The sequence below is a fragment of the Shinella sp. GW835-FHT14H05 genome, from assembly GCF_058793575.1.
The window spans coordinates 76,735-92,735 of sequence record NZ_JBXAFY010000011.1; the positions used below are offsets into that span (position 1 = coordinate 76,735).

The following is a 16,001-nucleotide window of genomic DNA, read 5'->3' on the forward strand; positions in this document are numbered from 1 at the left end:
CATGAAGAAGGTAGGGGATGCGACGTTGCCGCGCCAGCGCAGCAAGGGAACCAAGGCAGTCACCCATCGACTGAAGCAGTTGCGCACGCGCGCCCAGCCCGACCGGCATGTCGGACGGCCGGAAACCTCCGGCACGCAGAAGAAGGACGTGGTGCTGGACTGCGGGTGGGGGCGACTGGTCTTCGCCCAGACCTTTTCCGACCACGAGACGCTGTTGTCGGAGCTGCGCGACGAAGCGCCGTCCAGCCGGGATATCGCATTCTATGTGCGTGATCCGCATGTGCTTCTATCGCGGGCGCCGCAGGAGATTTTCCTCGACCCCTCGCACACATTCCGGCTCAACCTGTCGACCTATCGGGCAAAACCGCGCCGCATGCGCGGCATCACCATCCGCCGGCTGGCGACCGAGGCCGATGCCGAGGGCATCAATCATGTCTATGCCGCCTGCGGGATGGTGCAGATCCGCTCGGACTTCTTCTCCTCCGAACGGGACAACCGGTCGCTCACCTATTTTGTCGCCCAGGACGATGCCTCCGGCGAGATCGTCGGCACGGTGACGGGCATCGATCATCAGCGGCTGTTCGACGATCCGGATCGGGGTGCCTCGCTCTGGTGCCTTGCCGTGCATCCGCATGCGCGCCAGCCCGGGATCGGCGAGAAGCTGCTTTGCAAGCTGGCCGAACATTTCCAGGCGCGTGGCCTCTCCTATGTCGACCTGTCGGTGATGCACGACAATGAACTGGCGATAAAACTGTACGAGAAACTCAACTTCCAGCGCATGTCGCTCTTCACCGTCAAGCGGAAGAACGCCATCAACGAGAAGTTCTTCGCGATGCCGCATCAGTCCTACGATGCCCTCAACCCCTATGCGCGGCTGATCGTGGACGAAGCGACGCGGCGCGGCATCCATGTGGATATCACGGATGCCGGAGGCGGGTTCTTTCGCCTGACCCATGGCGGCCGATCCATCCATTGCCGCGAGAGCCTCTCGGAACTGACATCCGGGGTGGCGATGTCGATCAGCGACGACAAGGCCATCGCGCGCCGCATCGTCTCGTCTGCGGGCCTTGCCGTCCCGGAGCAGATCGAGGTGGGTGAAGATAGAACGGCCCTTCAGGCCTTTCTGGAAAAACACCGCAAGGTTGTGGTAAAGCCCGCGCGCGGCGAGCAGGGGCGCGGCATCTCGATCGGCATCACGACGATGGAAGGGCTGGACGCGGCGATCGCCTCGGCGCGCCAGGTCTGCGAGCGGGTGTTGCTCGAAGCGTGTTTCGAGGGGCAGGACCTGCGCCTCGTGATCATCGATTATGCGCTGGTCGCCGCCGCCGTGCGACGTCCGCCCGCCGTCATCGGCGATGGCCACAGCACGATTGCCTGCCTCATCGAGCGGCAATCCCGCCGCAGGCAGGCCGCGACGGGCGGAGAGAGCCGGATCCCGATCGACGCGGAAACAAAGCGCTGCCTTGGAGGTCAGGGGCTGAATCTCGAAACCGTGCTCGACGAAGGGCGTGAGATCACGGTGCGCAAGGCCGCAAACCTGCATACCGGCGGGTCGATCCACGATGTCACGGACACGGTGCATTCGGATCTTGTCGCAGCCGCCTGCCGGGCCGCACGCGCAATCGACATTCCGGTCGTCGGCATCGATTTCATGGTCCGCGACCCCTCGCAACCGGATTATGTGTTCATCGAGGCCAATGAACGCCCGGGCCTTGCCAATCACGAACCGCAACCGACGGCGGCCCGCTTTGTCGACCTGTTGTTTCCCGGCACGCGCACGATGGCCTGACCCATGGAACTTCCCTTGATGAGAACCGTCTTTCTTCTGATCTTCATGCTCGTTGCAGGCATCATGCCCGCGGCCGCGCAGCAATCCCTCCTGCCGGGCGCCACCCAGGACCAGCCGGCCGAGGCTGCGAAGCTTCAGGATCTCATCGACGTCCTTCGCGACGACAAGACACGCGAGACGTTCCTTGGTGAGTTGCAGAAAGCCGCGGATGGTGAAAAGGCGCTTTCCGCCGATGCCGCGCAACCGCCGGCGGCACAGGATACTTCGCTCGGCCAGAAGATCGCGGAGGTCACACGACAATCCGCTGAGAGGGCCGTTTCTTCAGTCATCGTCTTCTCAAGGCAACTGTCGGCCGCGCCGGCAACATTTGCCAATCTGAGCGGTGCGGAAGGCGAAGTGCTGTTGCGCACGTTGCGCGACCTAGCCCTCGTGATCGTCGTCACCTACGGGGTCTTCATGGCCTTGCGCCTGGTTACGCGGCGGATCGACCGTTCGTTCGGAAAACGCTCCGCCTCGGCCGGGTTTTTCGAGAAGGCCATTCTCATTGCAGCCTCGGCCGCGCTCGATATCGGCATTGTCGTTGTCGCATGGGGCGCCGGATATGTGGCGGCGCTCACGGTCTTCGGCGAATTGGGGCGCATGGATATCCAGCAGACGCTCTACCTGAATGCGTTCACGGTGGTACAACTGGCGAGGGTGGCGATCAGAACCGTCCTTTCGCCCTCGGCCGGCGAATTGCGGCTGGTGCGCATATCGGATGAGGCCGCCCGGAAAACCAGTCGGATCCTTGGCTGGATCGTCAGCATTCTCGGCTATGGGCAGCTTCTCCTCCAGCCGGTTCTCTCGCAAGCGGTGTCCCTCGCTTCCGGTCGGGCGATCTCCGCACTCGTCGCGCTCATTGCCCTGATCATCGCCATATCGGCGACCTTCATGAACCGCCAGGCGGTGACCGACTGGCTCCTGACGACCCCGGACCACAGCCCTCGCCACCGTCAGGCCCGCTTCATGGCGACACGCTGGCATTGGCCGGTGATCGTTTATCTCGCATTCCTCTTTTTCGTCGTGCTGATCGGGCCGGCCGAACGGCTGTTTTCCGTGCTGGCCGCGAGCGCCCAGGCCTTTGCAGCCATCATCATCGGCTTTGTCGTCGCGGACTGGCTGGCGCGCACGGTGACGCGTGGCGTTCGGCTGCCGGTCAATGTCAACGAACGCCTTCCGCTTCTCGAAAGACGCGTCAACGGTCTCGTTCCGCGCTTCCTGACGATCCTTCGCATCGTCATCCTGGCGGTGGTTCTCGGGATCGTGCTTTCGGCGATGGGTATTTTCGACATCGCGACGATGATGCAATCGCGCATCGGGCTGGCCTTCACCAGCGCGATCGCCTCGGTCTTCGTCATCCTGCTGGTCGCCTATATCTTCTGGCTCGCGTTGACGTCCTGGGTCGACTATCGTCTGAACCCCGCCTTCGGCTCCATTGCGACCGCACGCGAGACAACTCTACTCACACTCCTCAGAAATGCGGCGACCATTGCGATCGTAGTGATCGCTCTCATGTTTTCGCTTTCGCAAATGGGACTGGATATCGCGCCACTTCTGGCATCCGCCGGCGTGATCGGTCTGGCGATTGGCTTTGGCGCTCAAAAGCTTGTGCAGGACGTCATCAACGGCGTGTTCATTCAACTCGAAAACGCGATCAATGTGGGTGACGTCATCACGGTCGGCAGCACGACGGGCACGGTAGAGCGATTGACGATCCGCTCTGTCAGCCTGCGAGACGTCCGGGGCGCGTACCACATTATTTCGTTCTCCTCGGTGGAGATGGTCACCAATCTCATGCGTGACTTCTCCTACCATGTCGGCGATATTGGTATCGCCTACCGCGAGGATGTCGAGATCGCTCGCGCGGCCCTGTTTGATGCATTCGAGGAACTGCGTGGTGATGCGGAGATCAACGGCGTCATTCTGGGCGAGATGGAATGGTTTGGCGTGCAAGAGCTTGCCGACAGTGCTGTCATCTTGCGCGTGCGTATCAAGACGCTGCCCGGGAAACAATGGGCTGTTGGTCGGGCTCTTAATGGCGCAGTAAAACGCGTATTCGATGCACGCGCGATCGAAATTCCGTTTCCGCATCAGACGATCTATTTCGGGGTCGACAAGAACGGAGAGGCTCCGCCCGCCTTTGTGTCCATGCGCGAGCGAGAGCCTGCTCAGAAGGACCCTCGTAGAGTCAAGTCGGCCAAGGTTTCGGAAGTCGCGTCAGATGCTGAAGATCTTGAGAACTGAGGCGGCGATCGAGCCGAGCGACCGTGCAGCGGGCGATGTCGTAGCGTTCGCGTTGCAACTGCCGCCAGACTTTACGCGCGCCGTAGACCTGGAAGTTATCATTGAACACCCGACGTATCTCGATCTTCAGGCCGCTATCGCTGCGGGCGCGAACCGACAGGCGGTCCACATCCAGGCGCTTGGCGACGTTCTCGTAGTAGGTTGATGGGGCAATCGGCAAAAGCCTGCAGATCGGCTCGACCCCGAACACGCTACGGTGTTCGTCAATGAACGAGATCATCGTTTGAAGGGGCGGTTGAGCTCCGCCATCGCGAAATAAGCAGACGCCTTGCGCAAAATCTCGTTGGCCTGACGAAGCTCGCGGTTCTCCCGCTCAAGAGCCTTCATCTTCTCGGCTGCGTCGCTCGGCAAGCCTGCTCGTTTGCCGCTGTCGACCTCGATCTTCCTCACTCCGTGCCGCCAATCGAGAGCGGCACCAGCAGCACTTCCGGCAGCTCGATATTCGCGTCAGATACCCAACTGTAGGCCCATTCCGGATGACGCGCGAGCGTGGGGCGAAGAGTATCAAGTGTCACGCCACAAGGGCTGTAATTGCGCGGAGTCGTTGCACCCTCGAAGGCAGCAAGCTCTCCGCACATATGAAGCCATCGGAATGACTTGCCAGCTTCATCATGGATGCTCAATCCTGCCGACTCGCCGCCGGTCATCTGCATCGCGAGTTGGACGAAGCGTGGAAGCACGGCATCCGGATCGATAACCATCCGTGCCGCCAGGTCCTGAATTGCAATCTTTTCCTTCAGGAAATCGGCGCGTTCGACTGGCCTGCTTTCCAGTTCGTCCGTTATGAATATCTTGGAAAAGAGGTCTTGTGGAATGTTCTGCAGCATGGTCGTGGTGCGCCCCGCCGCGCAGAAACTTTCATTTTCCAATCTCTACAGCGCTAGCGCCATTCATTCCAGCGATACAGTGACTGGAACAATGGCGCGCCGAGGCTTCCCAAAGTTCGGGTGAAATGCAATGGTGTTTGTCTGGTTAAAACTCAAGAAAGCAAAGCGTGCCGCCGCCTCCTTACACAACAGATGCGACGCGCCTTGCAAGCCTCGCCAGTTACGACATCCTCGATACGCCACCCGAGCAAGGCTTTGACGACATCGTCGGCCTCGCTTGCCTTCTCTGTGAAACACCAGTCGCTCTCGTGAGCCTTGTTGCCGGGAACCGCCAGTGGTTCAAGGCGAGGATCGGCTTCGAGCCATGCGAGACCGATCTCGACCGCTCGGTCTGCGCTCATGCTCTTGTCGAGGATGATCTTCTCGTTATCACAGACCTCAGGAATGACGAACGAACGCGTGAAAACCCCCTTGTTACCGGCGAGCCGCACATCCGTTTCTATGCGGGAGCACCTCTTCGCGACGTTGATGGAAACGTCCTTGGCAGTCTCTGCGTCATAGACGGCACACCGCGCCCTGGAGGACTAACGGCAAGCCAGGCCGATGGACTGAGAGCCTTGGCCCGTCAGGTCATGACGCAAATGCATCTGCGAAAGGCTGTCCTGGAACGTGATACTGCGATGTCGCGTCAGAAGGAGGGCGACCGGAAGCGGTACGAAAGCGAAGAGCAGTACCGGCTTTTGTTCGAAGCCATTGAGGATGGTTTTTGCATCGTCGAGATGAAATTCGATGGTGACGTCCCTACCGATTATCGCTTCGTCGAGATCAATCCGGCATTTGCGACCCAGACAGGTTTGGTGGACGCTCAGGGCAAATGGATGCGCGACCTCGCTCCAAATCATGAGCAACATTGGTTCGATATTTATGGCGGCGTCGCGCTTAGTGGCGAGCCGGTGCGGTTCGAGCACGTCGCCAAAGAGTTGAGTGAACGCTGGTTTGACGTTCACGCGTTTCGCGTTGGCGACCCGAATAGCCACCGTGTCGGTATCCTCTTCACGGACAAATCTGAACGGAAGGAAGCGGAAAACCTGAAATGGCTTGCAGAGGAGGCACAGACCGTTCGCAACGAGGAACTCAGCCATCGCATGAAAAACACCTTTGCCATGGTCCAGGCGATTGCCACGCAGACTCTGCGCAGCGTCGCCGACCGAGCCCCCGTTGATGCATTCACGGACCGGCTTCACGCGCTCTCGACCGCACATGATGTCCTTCTGCAGCAAAGTTGGTCGAATGCGAGCCTTGGTGATGTTGTCAGCGCGGTCCTCGCGAACTTCATGAGTGCGAAGAACCTGGCGGTCGATGGGCCTTCGGTTGACCTTGGTCCAAGAGCCACGCTGTCTATCTCTCTTCTTTTGCATGAGCTTGCCACCAATGCTACCAAATACGGCTCACTCCTGAACCCGGACGGCCTCGTCATAGTCACCTGGCACCTGCGAGACCTCGGCGGCGAAGATGAGCTGGTGTTCAATTGGAAGGAGAAAGGCGGACCTCCTGCCGTCGAACCGAATGGCAAGGGATTCGGTTCGAAGCTGATTCGTATTGGTTTGGTTGGAACAGGTGGCGTTGACGTTCGTTTCGAACCATCGGGCTTTCAAGCCGAATTCCATGCACCACTCGCTCAGGTGCAGATGTCCTAGAGCGACGGAGCATTCTTATGTCCTCAGCAATCATTCTTGTGGTCGAAGACGAGCCTCTTCTGCGGATGGCCGCGATAGATTTGATTGAATCGGCTGGGTTCGAAGCAGTGGAAGCTGCCGATGCCACTCAGGCGGTGGAAATTCTGCAAAACCGTCTGGATATCTCGATTGTATTTACCGACATCGATATGCCGGGCGGTATCGACGGACTGTGTCTCGCCGCCATGATACGCGACCGTTGGCCGCCCATTCATGTGATCATCACCTCCGGCCACACCAAACCACCACAGGGTAGCTTGCCGTCGGACGTGGTGTTCTTTTCCAAGCCTTATCGCGAAGAAGAGGTAGTTGCGACGATGATGCGAATGGCGGCGTAGTCCCGACATCCGAGCTCTTGGAGAAGTTCAGCCCCGTCAGGGATTGGCTACGGCCGCTCGACAAGGTGCCAACGAGCCACCGCTTACGAAAAACTTTGCACAAAGGGAGATCGATTGCCCAACAGCTGCGGCGTGGAAACGCTGTTGACGGGAACTGGTTGCGGCTGATGCGTCGATTAAAAGGGCCGCCTTCCTCCAGAAACCGGACCCCGTACGACCTTCGCGCGCAGCAAACAGATACGCGTTGAACCGGGCTTTCCAGGCCACACTAACAGATTGTGGCGATGGAGCTTGTTTCTGGGAATGGGCAGCTTTGTTCACATTATCAATTGACACGCCAACGCGCTCACGGAAGCAACCTTAGGCTTTCCAGCCGCCTGCCGAGTTCGGGCATTGTATTCTTGCGTCGATGCCCGTTCATAATTTCTACAGCCCGCTTGCAAATGGCCTGGGCCGTATCAACCAACGGCCAAAAGCCCGTCACTATCGGGATATCGCGGGCGGCCAGCAGAGACATTTCTTTGGGAACGGCTTGGTCGCTCGAAAGAGGGGCATATTCCTTGCAGACACCGGCAACCGTCTTAAGTGAAAGACCGATCTTTTGCGCGATTGCGACATAGGTCAGGCGGTGTGCGCAAAGCGCCAAAATGCTCTGATCCAGTATGATTGCATGATTGAAAGAGGCTTTCTACAGAGCGCTGGTTCGGGTCCCATCAAGAGCGAGATCGCCCGTCTGGCGATCTCGCTGAATTTGATCGTTTCGACGTCGCCGATGACGGCCGGACGACAAGGGTGGGCGGGGCGAGTGCCTGCGGCGTGGCCGCTCCGTCTCCCAGATGCGCGAGCAGTAAGTCGACCGCGGCGGCTGCGACGTGATCGAGGTGAAGGTCGACTGCGGTGAGCGGAGGCGTCGCCAGTTTGGCGCGCATGCCGTCGTAGCGGGTGGCAAGGCGGAGGTCTTCAGGAACTCTGCGACCCAAAGCCCGCGCCGCGTCCAGAACGCCGGTCGCGAAGGCATCGACCGGCACGCACAGGGCCGAAATGGAGGGTTCTGCACGCAGGAGGCGTTCGGCGGCTTCGGCGGCAGCCTGCTCACCGCCATTTTCATCTATCCGGATCGCGGTGGGGGAGGCGCCTGTCTCTTCTATCCGCGCCGCATAGGCGGCTTCCATCTCGATATAGGAGTTGCGCCGCTGCTGACCGGTGATCAGGCCGACATTGCTGTTGCCGGAAAAGAGATGATCAAGCAGAAGCCGCGCCGTCGCACCGCTCTGCAGGTCCACGAAAGGCAGGTCGTCCCGACCCGGCGCGCGGCCGATGCACACGACATTCACGCCGCGATCGGAAAAGAAGTCCAGGACCGGATCGTCACGTTCCGGCTCCATGACGATTGCGCCGTCCACTTCGAGCGCTTCCAGGCTGTCACGGGGCCCAAGTGGCGGCACGAGACAAAGGGATATGCCGCGTGAAAAGGCAGTAACGGCTGCGGCTGCGGCGATTTCCATCAGGAAGCCCAGCCGGGAGGGGCCTGCGGCTACGGCGAACGGCATGGATGAGACGAGGGCGATGGATCCTGCCCGTCCGGTTCGCAAACGCTGGGCGCGGTGATTGGGACGGTACCCGATCTCCTCTGCGAGCGCTTCGATGCGCCTGCGCGTTTCCGGCTCGACATGCCGCCGTCCGCTAAAGGCATGCGACACGGTGGTGACGGAGACGCCTGCGGCGCGCGCAAGGTCGGTGATTGTCGGTTTTCCCATGATGCCTCCAGTGGCATTCGTCCTAACACGTCGAAAGCGTTCAAGCAAAACGATTTGCAAAAGGCAAAAAGCGTGATAGGAAACGCGCAATGCAAAACGATTTGCATAAGCGGCTTGAGGTGGCCGGGAGGAGGAAATCATGAAAAGTGAATGGAATAGCGTGGTCGATCCAGCCGACGAGAAGCTGCCTTTGCGCAGCCTGATGCTGTTTGGCCTGCAACATGTGTTGGTGATGGCAGCGTCGCCGATCACCGCAGTCTTTCTCGTCAGCAAGGCGCTCGGTTTTTCCGACGCGGTGACGGTATCGTTGATCAGTGCAACATTCTTCGTCTGCGGTCTGGGCTCGATGCTGCAGAGCTTCGGACCGAAGGGGTTTGGCGCGCGTCTGCCATTCGTCATGGTACCCGGTGGTGCGCCCATCGCCATTTTTCTGGCGATCGCGCAGCAGACGGATGTTCAGACGGCCGTCGGCGCGGTCATCATGACGGCGCTGTTCTACTTTCTCGCTCTGCCGGTCTTTCGCCGGCTGCTCCGATATTTTCCGCCGATCGTCGTTGGAACCATGCTTCTGCTGGTCTCCGTCAATCTCGTGCGCATCTATGGCGTGACGATTACCGGCAAACCCGGAACGGAGGGTTTTGCCGCGCCGGTCGAAGTGGGGCTCGCTCTCATTACAATCGTTCTCACGATCATCGCCGCGCGCGTCTTTTCCGGCACGCTTCAACGGCTGGCCGTCATGCTCGGCCTTGTCGGGGGCTCGCTCGTCGCGTTTGCGCTCGGCCATATCGACATGTCCGGCGTGTTTTCCGGCCCCGTGATTGCCGTTCCGCAGTTGTTTCCCTTCGGCATGCCGAAATTCGATCTCATCGCCGCCATTCCATTGATCGTTTTCTCGATCATTTCCATGGCGGAAGCGACCGGCCAAACCATTGCGACGGCGGAGATTGTCGGGCGGCGTGGTGACGCGCATGCCATCGTCCCGGCAACCATTCGTGGCGACGCGCTGATGTCGCTGGTCGGCGGCCTGTTCGGCACATCGCTGATCATCACCAGCGGCGAGAATGTCGGCATCGTGCGGGCGACCAATGTCAAATCGCGCTACGTGACGGCGATGGCCGGTGCGATTCTCGTGGTGATCGCCCTGTTTGCACCGATCGGACGTATGGCGACGGCCTTGCCGGAGGCAGTTGTCGGCGGCACGGCGGTGATCGTGTTCTCCATCATTGGCGTCATCGGCATCGATCTCTTGCGCCGCGTCGATCTGCGGGAGCATGGGCCGATGTTCACGCTCGCCTCCGCGCTGTCGCTCGGGCTGCTGCCGATCTTAGTGCCGGGTGTCTACAGTCAATTCCCGCAGTGGGTCCAGATGATCCTCGGCAATGGTCTTGCCGCCGGCACCATCACGGCCGTCGTCGTCAATGCCCTCTTTTCCAATCACGGCGCCGGCCGGAATTCCAAGGAGACGGCGCCTTCCCTGCAAAGCACCGCCCAAGGAGCAAGCGAGTGAGCGCGATCCGCGAAAAACTGTCCAGAACCGGTGATCTCCTCCTGCATCCCGGTCAGGTTCTGCTGCCGGAAGGGCCCTGCGCCAGCATGGCGGTGGTCGTGCGAGGCGGAACGTTCAACAGGATCGATACCGTAGAGATCGTGGCGCGAGACTATCCGGATCTGACGCCGGTCGATCTGCCCGATCACCTGCTGATGCCGGGCTTCGTCGACACGCATACGCATCTCACCCAGTCGCTCGGCAAGTCACTGGTCTTCGGTGAGCCGTCGGAAATTTTCCGGCGAATCTGGGTGCCGCTGGAGGGCAGCCTGGACGAGCGCATGGTCTATCTCTCGGCGAAGCTCGCCGCGCTCGAATGCCTACGGGGCGGTTTCACCACCGCTGTCGATGCCGGTACGCGTTCGCAGGGCCATGTCGGCGCGCTGGTCCGGGCAGCGCGGGAGGTTGGGCTTCGCAGCGTGGTGGGCTTCATCTGCAACGACCTTGGCGGAACCGCGCAGATACCTGACGCCGACGTCATTTTGAGCCAGGCCGAAGAACATCTCGCGACCTACAGGCAGGATCCGTTGATCCATCCGTCGCTCGCGATCTCCATTCCGGAAGCAGCGAGCGACGGAATGCTGAAGGCGGTGTCCGACATGGCGGCGGCGAACGGGGTCGTGTTCCAGACGCATGTCAACGAACACCTCGTCGCCGTCGAGCGCTCTCTCGTGGCGCGTGGGCGCCGGCCGATCGACCATCTGGCCCATCTCGGAGCGCTCGGTTCCCACGTCCTGCTTGCGCACTCGACGCTCATCACGCCGCATGAACTCAACCTCCTGCAGAAGACCGATACCGCCGTCGCCTACAATCCGGTGGCGAGCCTCTGGAAAGGGAATGCGGTGGCGCCGGCACTGCAGATGGCGGCACTCGGCATTCGCTTCGGGCTGGGCACGGATGGAACGCGCGCCGATGGCTTCCGGCTGATGGATGCGGGCGAGGGGCTGCAACGCGCCGGTTTCGGCCTCATGACGGGTGATTCGTCCTGCGGTGGCGGCTGGCTCTGGCTCGATCGGGCGACGACGGGCGCCGCGAACGCCGCCGGTCTTTCGGGCCTGACCGGCGCTATCGTCGAGGGACTTGCCGCCGATTTTCTGCTCGTCGATCTCGACCGGCCGGAGTTCACGCCCACGCATGATCTGATGTGGGAACTTGTGCGCTACGGCAACCGCGACCAGATCGACGCCGTCTTCACCGGCGGGCAGCTACGGCTGTGGCAGGGCTGGCCGGTCGATTGGGATGCGCGAGCCTTGCTGGCAGAGGTGCGTGGCGATACGGCCGCCGCCATCGCGAAAGCGCCGATCCAGCGCATTCACCCGGTTTCGCAAACCCATCGCAGTCTCGGACACTATCAATGAGCATGAGCCTCCTCGCCATCCTGGCGATCGTGACCTTCATTTCCGCTTTCATCCAGGGATCGCTCGGAATTGGCTTCGCGCTGATCGTCGCGCCTGTCGTCGGGATGCTGAAACCCGACCTCCTGCCCGTTACCCTATTGCTGCTGATGCTGCCGCTCAATCTGCATGTTGCGGTGCGTGAGCGCGACCATGTCGACTGGTCGGGCGCCAAATGGATCACAGTCGGTCGCTTTGCGGGTACGTTCGCAGGTCTATGGCTGCTGGCTGCCCTTTCGGTCGACCAACTCGACCTCGCCGTCGGCATCTTCACGGTGGTTGCCGCGGGTGCGGCCCTGGTCGCCCCGCCGTTCTCGCCGAACAAGCCGAGCGCCCTGGGCGTCGGCCTGTTTACCGGGGTGACCGAAACCGCCACCGGCATCGGCGGACCGCCGCTCGCTCTTCTTTACCAGCACGCCAAAGCGCCGGTTCTGCGGGCGACAGTTGCGCTTTGCTTCTTCGTCGGCGAGATCATGTCGCTGGTCGTATTGGCTTTTTCCGGGCGCATCGGGTCCGAACAGCTGCTGGCCGCGCTCTACCTGACGCCGCCGGTCCTCCTGGGCAGCGCCGCCTCCCGACTGGCGCATCACCGCATCGGCGGGCGCGGGCTGCGGCTCGGCGTACTGGCATTCGCCATCGTGAGCGGGCTGTTTCTTATCCTGCGCTGAAGCTTGATTGGCCGCGCAATAGGGGACCGATACTCCGTTCATGGTCGACCGTCAGCGCCGAGCTGCGGAAAATGTTGTCTACCACAGTGTGTTTCGTGCCGCCCATTCTCGGAAATGGCTTCCAAGTGCTTTGTTCGAGAACATTTTATGCTTCCATTCGCGTGCATCGCAGTACCCAATTCGACTTTGAAAGCTCCCAGCCCGTCGACCAGACCCGTTTACGGGAACTGACGTCAGAGGTTCCTGCTTGTGAGGGGTGGGGATTCGAGCTTACGCGGCCTTCCAAATCTGGCGGCCAGTGCAGCCTTGTCTTGTGGCAGGAAGCGACCGTAGTGTTGCTGCACGACATCGAGCGTGCCTTGAATGGCATAGCTCGCCTGCTCGTAGGACCCGGTCTGCTTCAGAATATGCGTCGCAAGAATGTCCCGCGGGTTATGCGGGCCATGCAGCAGCAAGCCCTTGTTGCACCTCGCCCCGCGTAGGGATTGTAGCACTCGTGGACAAAGGGTATCCATAGTTTGACTGCTGCGATGGTGACGAAGCCAAGGTAGGATTGCTTGGTCTTGTCGTAGCGGGTGGCAACGCGCCGCCAGTTCTTGAGCTTTGTAAAGAGCTGTTCGATCTGGTTACGCCATTTGTATTTGGCTTTGAGTGACGCATTACGTTTTACTCAGATGCATCGGTATATTGGTGCCTAGAAATGCACATCAAACCTGTGCATTGCCGCAAACGCGGTCGCCCGAGGCACACGAGTTTTATAAAGCCGGCGTTTTGCTGAAATAATGTCTTTTCAGATGCTTAAGCTATCTGGGCGACGGCTGGACCGTCCATATCCACCAGATCGGGTTTGAGCCAAATCGGCAGGCGTCTCGCTTCAGGCGCTGGTGGAGATGATCGAGGGTTCCGGCTGTACCGCGAGTTCACCTCATGGCGCACGACTAAGTGTAGCTGCCTCTCGGTGCACTATGGAATTCCTCTCCTCATTTTGAGGATAATAATCGCTTCTGCTGCTCTTTTTGAAGGAAGATAAGATCGTCCGCCCTCGTATCCTCCTCTCCACAACCGAGCGTGGGAGGAGCGATCGTGAGCGAAACGGAAAGAGCACCGGCCAATCGGACCATCGACTCCGTCGAATTGCGCCGTGCATTCGGCACCTTCGCAACCGGGGTGACGATCATCACCACGTTGGATGAAAGCGGCGCGCCGAGAGGCATGACGGCGAATTCTTTCACGTCCGTCTCGCTCGATCCGCCTCTCGTTCTTATCTGCGTTGGAAAGTCGGCGGCGAGCTGCGAAGTCTTCGAGAAATGCAGCGCCTTCGCGGTCAATGTCCTGCATGAACGGCAGGCTGGCGTTTCCAGCGTCTTTGCCTCGAAGTCCGCCGACAAATTCAGCAATGTCGACTATTGCGCCGTGCACACCGGAGCCCCGGTGCTGACGGACAACCTCTCCTGGTTCGACTGCACGGTCTATGACAAGCACGTCGCCGGTGATCATCTCATCCTGGTCGGTCAGGTCCAGGCCTTTGGGGCCAGTCCCGCAGCGCCGCTGGCGTTCTGCCGGGGACGTTATGCGCATATCCAGAACGCGCTGCCGGATGGCTGGCTTCCCTCGCGCGGCATGATCACCGGTTACCTCATCGAAAAGGAGGGCAGTGTGCTCCTGCGCTGTGACGCCGAGGGTCGGCTTCTTCTTCCGGTGGCGAGCAAGCGCAAGCCTGGAAGCCGGCTGGAGCTCGCCGATGGGCGGGAGATCGAGATCCTGCCGGACACGGCTTTCCTCTATTCGGTGTTCGATGTCGCCGACAGCGACCCCGGTTACCTCGTCTACCGCGCGGCCTTAGCGCCGGGCTTCAGCTCTCAGGACCTGCCGCCGGAACTGCAATTCTTCCCGCTCGACGACCTTCCGGACGACCGGGTGGCGAGCCAGGAGTTGAGGGCCGTTCTGCGGCGCTACGCCCGTGAACGCCTCGACCATCGCTTCGGCATCTATGTCGGGCATCCCGAGGGCGGTCGCATCGCGATGCTCGAGGCCGAAACCCCTTCGAATTCCTTCCAACCATGATTGCGAGACTGCCATGAAGCGAGCCGTAAGCTCTCTCGAAGGATCCCGTCAGGGACTTTATATCGGCGGAAAGTGGCTTGAGCCGAAGAGCGGCGAATACCTGCCGAGCTACGATCCAACCACCGGCCGGCAATGGTACGAGTTCGCCGATGCCGGTGCGGACGATGTCAACGCGGCCGTGCGGGCCGCCCAGGATGCCTTTGTCGATCCGAAATGGCGACGCATGACGCAGACGGATCGCGGCAAGCTGGCCCGCAGGCTGGCTGAACTGTTCCTGGAAAACGCCGATACGCTCGCGGAAATCGAGACCCGCGACAATGGCAAGCTGATCAAGGAGATGCGAGCGCAGATGCGCGCCCTGCCGGACTCCTACACCTATTTTTCCGGCATGGCCGACAAGCTCCAGGGCGATACCGTGCCTGTGAACAAGCTCGACATGCTGAACTTCACGATGCGTGAGCCCATCGGCGTGGTGGGCATGATCACGCCCTGGAATTCGCCGCTGATGATGCTGACGGGCACGCTGGCACCGTGCCTTGCGATCGGCAACACCGTCGTCATCAAACCGTCCGAACATACCTCCGCCTCCACGCTGGCGCTGATGGAGCTTATCGAAGAGGCGGGCTTTCCGCCCGGCGTCGTCAATGTCGTGACCGGCGCGGGCCGCACGGCGGGCGAGGCGCTGGTGCGCCATCCGGGGCTTGCCAAGGTCGTCTTTACCGGCAGCACGGAAACCGGACGCAAGATCGCCGCGAATGCGGCGGCCAATCTCGTGCCCTGTCAGATGGAGCTTGGCGGCAAGTCGCCGCATGTCGTCTTCGGTGACGTGGACATCGAGCGGGCCGTCAATGGCGTCGTGGCCGGCGTCTTCGCCGCGGCGGGGCAGACCTGCGTCGCCGGTTCGCGCTGTTTCGTCGAGCGGTCGATCTACGACCGTTTCGTCGAAGCGCTGGTCGAGCGCACGAACCGCATCGCGATCGGCCATCCGATGAGCGAGACGTCCGACATCGGGCCGCTCGCGCTTTCGGAGCAGGTCACGAAGGTGAAGACCTATGTCGCCTCGGGCCTTGCCGAGGGCGCACGGGTCGCGGCCGGCGGCAAGCAGCCCCGGCGCGAGGACCTCGCGGATGGCTGGTATTTCGAGCCGACCGTGCTGACCGACGCCAGCAACGACATGGGATTCATGCGCGACGAGCTGTTCGGGCCTGTCGTCGGCGTCATGCCCTTCTCCTCGGAAAGCGAGATGATCGCGCTGGCGAACGACACGCGCTACGGGCTCGCTTCCGGCATCTGGACCAAGGATATCGATCGCGCGATGCGCTTTGCCCGCGCCGTCGATGCGGGAACGGTTTGGATCAACACCTACCGGTCCGCCTCCTTCATGTCGTCGATGGGGGGCTTCAAGGAAAGCGGCTACGGCCGACGCGGCGGTTTCGACGTCATGCGGGAGTTCTCGCGCGTGAAGAACGTGGTGCTCGATTATTCGGGCGCGATGCAGGACCCCTTTGTCATTCGCCTGCGCTGAGCGCGGTTTCTTCG

The 16,001-nt window shown here is 61.0% G+C and carries 15 protein-coding genes, 1 pseudogene and 1 other annotated feature; of the genes and pseudogenes, 9 read left to right on the top strand and 7 right to left on the bottom strand.

From position 1 onward, the window contains the following. Position 1 precedes the first annotated feature (1 nt). Positions 2-1,789 (top strand): N-acetylglutaminylglutamine synthetase, encoded by a 1,788-nt coding sequence (gene ngg, locus AC1Q6Z_RS26120; protein WP_492649800.1) that lies wholly within the window; start codon positions 2-4, stop codon positions 1,787-1,789. A gap of 3 nt (positions 1,790-1,792) precedes the next feature. Beyond that, positions 1,793-4,072, top strand: coding sequence for a mechanosensitive ion channel domain-containing protein (locus tag AC1Q6Z_RS26125; RefSeq protein WP_492649801.1), 2,280 nt, complete (start codon positions 1,793-1,795; stop codon positions 4,070-4,072). Here AC1Q6Z_RS26125 and AC1Q6Z_RS26130 read toward each other — a convergent pair. From AC1Q6Z_RS26130 to AC1Q6Z_RS26140, 3 genes are all read right to left on the bottom strand, one after another. Then, a complete protein-coding gene (locus AC1Q6Z_RS26130; protein WP_492649880.1) occupies positions 4,017-4,352 on the bottom strand; it encodes an IS3 family transposase in 336 nt (111 codons plus the stop codon). The two genes, AC1Q6Z_RS26125 and AC1Q6Z_RS26130, sit on opposite strands and share 56 nt — an antisense overlap. After that, positions 4,278-4,394, bottom strand: a sequence feature (AL1L pseudoknot). Its footprint overlaps the gene before it by 75 nt. Further along, entirely contained in the window at positions 4,349-4,522 is a 174-nt protein-coding gene (locus tag AC1Q6Z_RS26135) for a hypothetical protein (RefSeq protein ID WP_492649887.1), read from the bottom strand. (Overlaps the previous feature by 46 nt.) The genes AC1Q6Z_RS26130 and AC1Q6Z_RS26135 overlap by 4 nt, the downstream gene beginning before the upstream one ends. Next, positions 4,519-4,959 carry a hypothetical protein gene (locus AC1Q6Z_RS26140; RefSeq protein WP_492649802.1) on the bottom strand — a complete coding sequence of 147 codons (441 nt, stop codon included), beginning with the start codon at positions 4,957-4,959 and terminating at the stop codon, positions 4,519-4,521. The genes AC1Q6Z_RS26135 and AC1Q6Z_RS26140 overlap by 4 nt, the downstream gene beginning before the upstream one ends. A 167-nt stretch (positions 4,960-5,126) precedes the next feature. Between AC1Q6Z_RS26140 and AC1Q6Z_RS26145 the strand changes: the two genes are divergently transcribed. Next, entirely contained in the window at positions 5,127-6,656 is a 1,530-nt protein-coding gene (locus AC1Q6Z_RS26145; protein WP_492649803.1) for a sensor histidine kinase, read from the top strand. A 17-nt stretch (positions 6,657-6,673) separates the two neighbouring features. Continuing rightward, the gene (locus AC1Q6Z_RS26150; RefSeq protein WP_492649804.1) at positions 6,674-7,033 is read left to right on the top strand and encodes a response regulator; all 360 of its coding nucleotides are present in this window, start codon (positions 6,674-6,676) and stop codon (positions 7,031-7,033) included. A gap of 346 nt (positions 7,034-7,379) precedes the next feature. On the opposite strand, the gene AC1Q6Z_RS26155 is transcribed toward AC1Q6Z_RS26150, so the two are convergent. Together AC1Q6Z_RS26155 and AC1Q6Z_RS26160 are read right to left on the bottom strand one after the other, a co-directional pair. Beyond that, positions 7,380-7,679 carry a hypothetical protein gene (locus tag AC1Q6Z_RS26155; RefSeq protein ID WP_492649805.1) on the bottom strand — a complete coding sequence of 100 codons (300 nt, stop codon included), beginning with the start codon at positions 7,677-7,679 and terminating at the stop codon, positions 7,380-7,382. Between the two features lie 67 nt (positions 7,680-7,746). Next, positions 7,747-8,790 carry a substrate-binding domain-containing protein gene (locus AC1Q6Z_RS26160; RefSeq protein WP_492649806.1) on the bottom strand — a complete coding sequence of 348 codons (1,044 nt, stop codon included), beginning with the start codon at positions 8,788-8,790 and terminating at the stop codon, positions 7,747-7,749. A 139-nt stretch (positions 8,791-8,929) separates the two neighbouring features. Between AC1Q6Z_RS26160 and AC1Q6Z_RS26165 the strand changes: the two genes are divergently transcribed. The 3 genes from AC1Q6Z_RS26165 to AC1Q6Z_RS26175 are packed head-to-tail and all read left to right on the top strand — an operon-like array spanning position 8,930 to position 12,398. After that, positions 8,930-10,297, top strand: coding sequence for a uracil-xanthine permease family protein (locus tag AC1Q6Z_RS26165; RefSeq protein WP_492649807.1), 1,368 nt, complete (start codon positions 8,930-8,932; stop codon positions 10,295-10,297). Next, positions 10,294-11,694: an amidohydrolase family protein gene (locus tag AC1Q6Z_RS26170; protein WP_492649808.1), complete on the top strand. Its 1,401-nt coding sequence runs from the start codon at positions 10,294-10,296 to the stop codon at positions 11,692-11,694. Before AC1Q6Z_RS26165 ends, AC1Q6Z_RS26170 begins: the two co-directional genes overlap by 4 nt. Continuing rightward, on the top strand, positions 11,691-12,398 hold the full coding sequence (locus AC1Q6Z_RS26175; RefSeq protein ID WP_256119126.1) for a sulfite exporter TauE/SafE family protein: 708 nt from the start codon (positions 11,691-11,693) through the stop codon (positions 12,396-12,398). Before AC1Q6Z_RS26170 ends, AC1Q6Z_RS26175 begins: the two co-directional genes overlap by 4 nt. 233 nt (positions 12,399-12,631) lie before the next feature. On the opposite strand, the pseudogene AC1Q6Z_RS26180 reads toward AC1Q6Z_RS26175, so the two are convergent. Continuing rightward, positions 12,632-12,888, bottom strand: a pseudogene (locus AC1Q6Z_RS26180) (hypothetical protein); the annotation flags it as partial. A gap of 490 nt (positions 12,889-13,378) precedes the next feature. Further along, positions 13,379-13,630: a hypothetical protein gene (locus AC1Q6Z_RS26185; protein ID WP_492649888.1), complete on the bottom strand. Its 252-nt coding sequence runs from the start codon at positions 13,628-13,630 to the stop codon at positions 13,379-13,381. On the opposite strand from AC1Q6Z_RS26185, the gene AC1Q6Z_RS26190 reads away from it, so the two are divergent. Continuing rightward, positions 13,518-14,462, top strand: coding sequence for a flavin reductase family protein (locus AC1Q6Z_RS26190; protein ID WP_492649881.1), 945 nt, complete (start codon positions 13,518-13,520; stop codon positions 14,460-14,462). The two genes, AC1Q6Z_RS26185 and AC1Q6Z_RS26190, sit on opposite strands and share 113 nt — an antisense overlap. Before the next feature lie 13 nt (positions 14,463-14,475). Then, positions 14,476-15,987, top strand: a complete 1,512-nt coding sequence (locus AC1Q6Z_RS26195; RefSeq protein WP_492649809.1) for an aldehyde dehydrogenase — start codon at positions 14,476-14,478, stop codon at positions 15,985-15,987. The last annotated feature ends 14 nt before the right edge of the window (positions 15,988-16,001 follow it).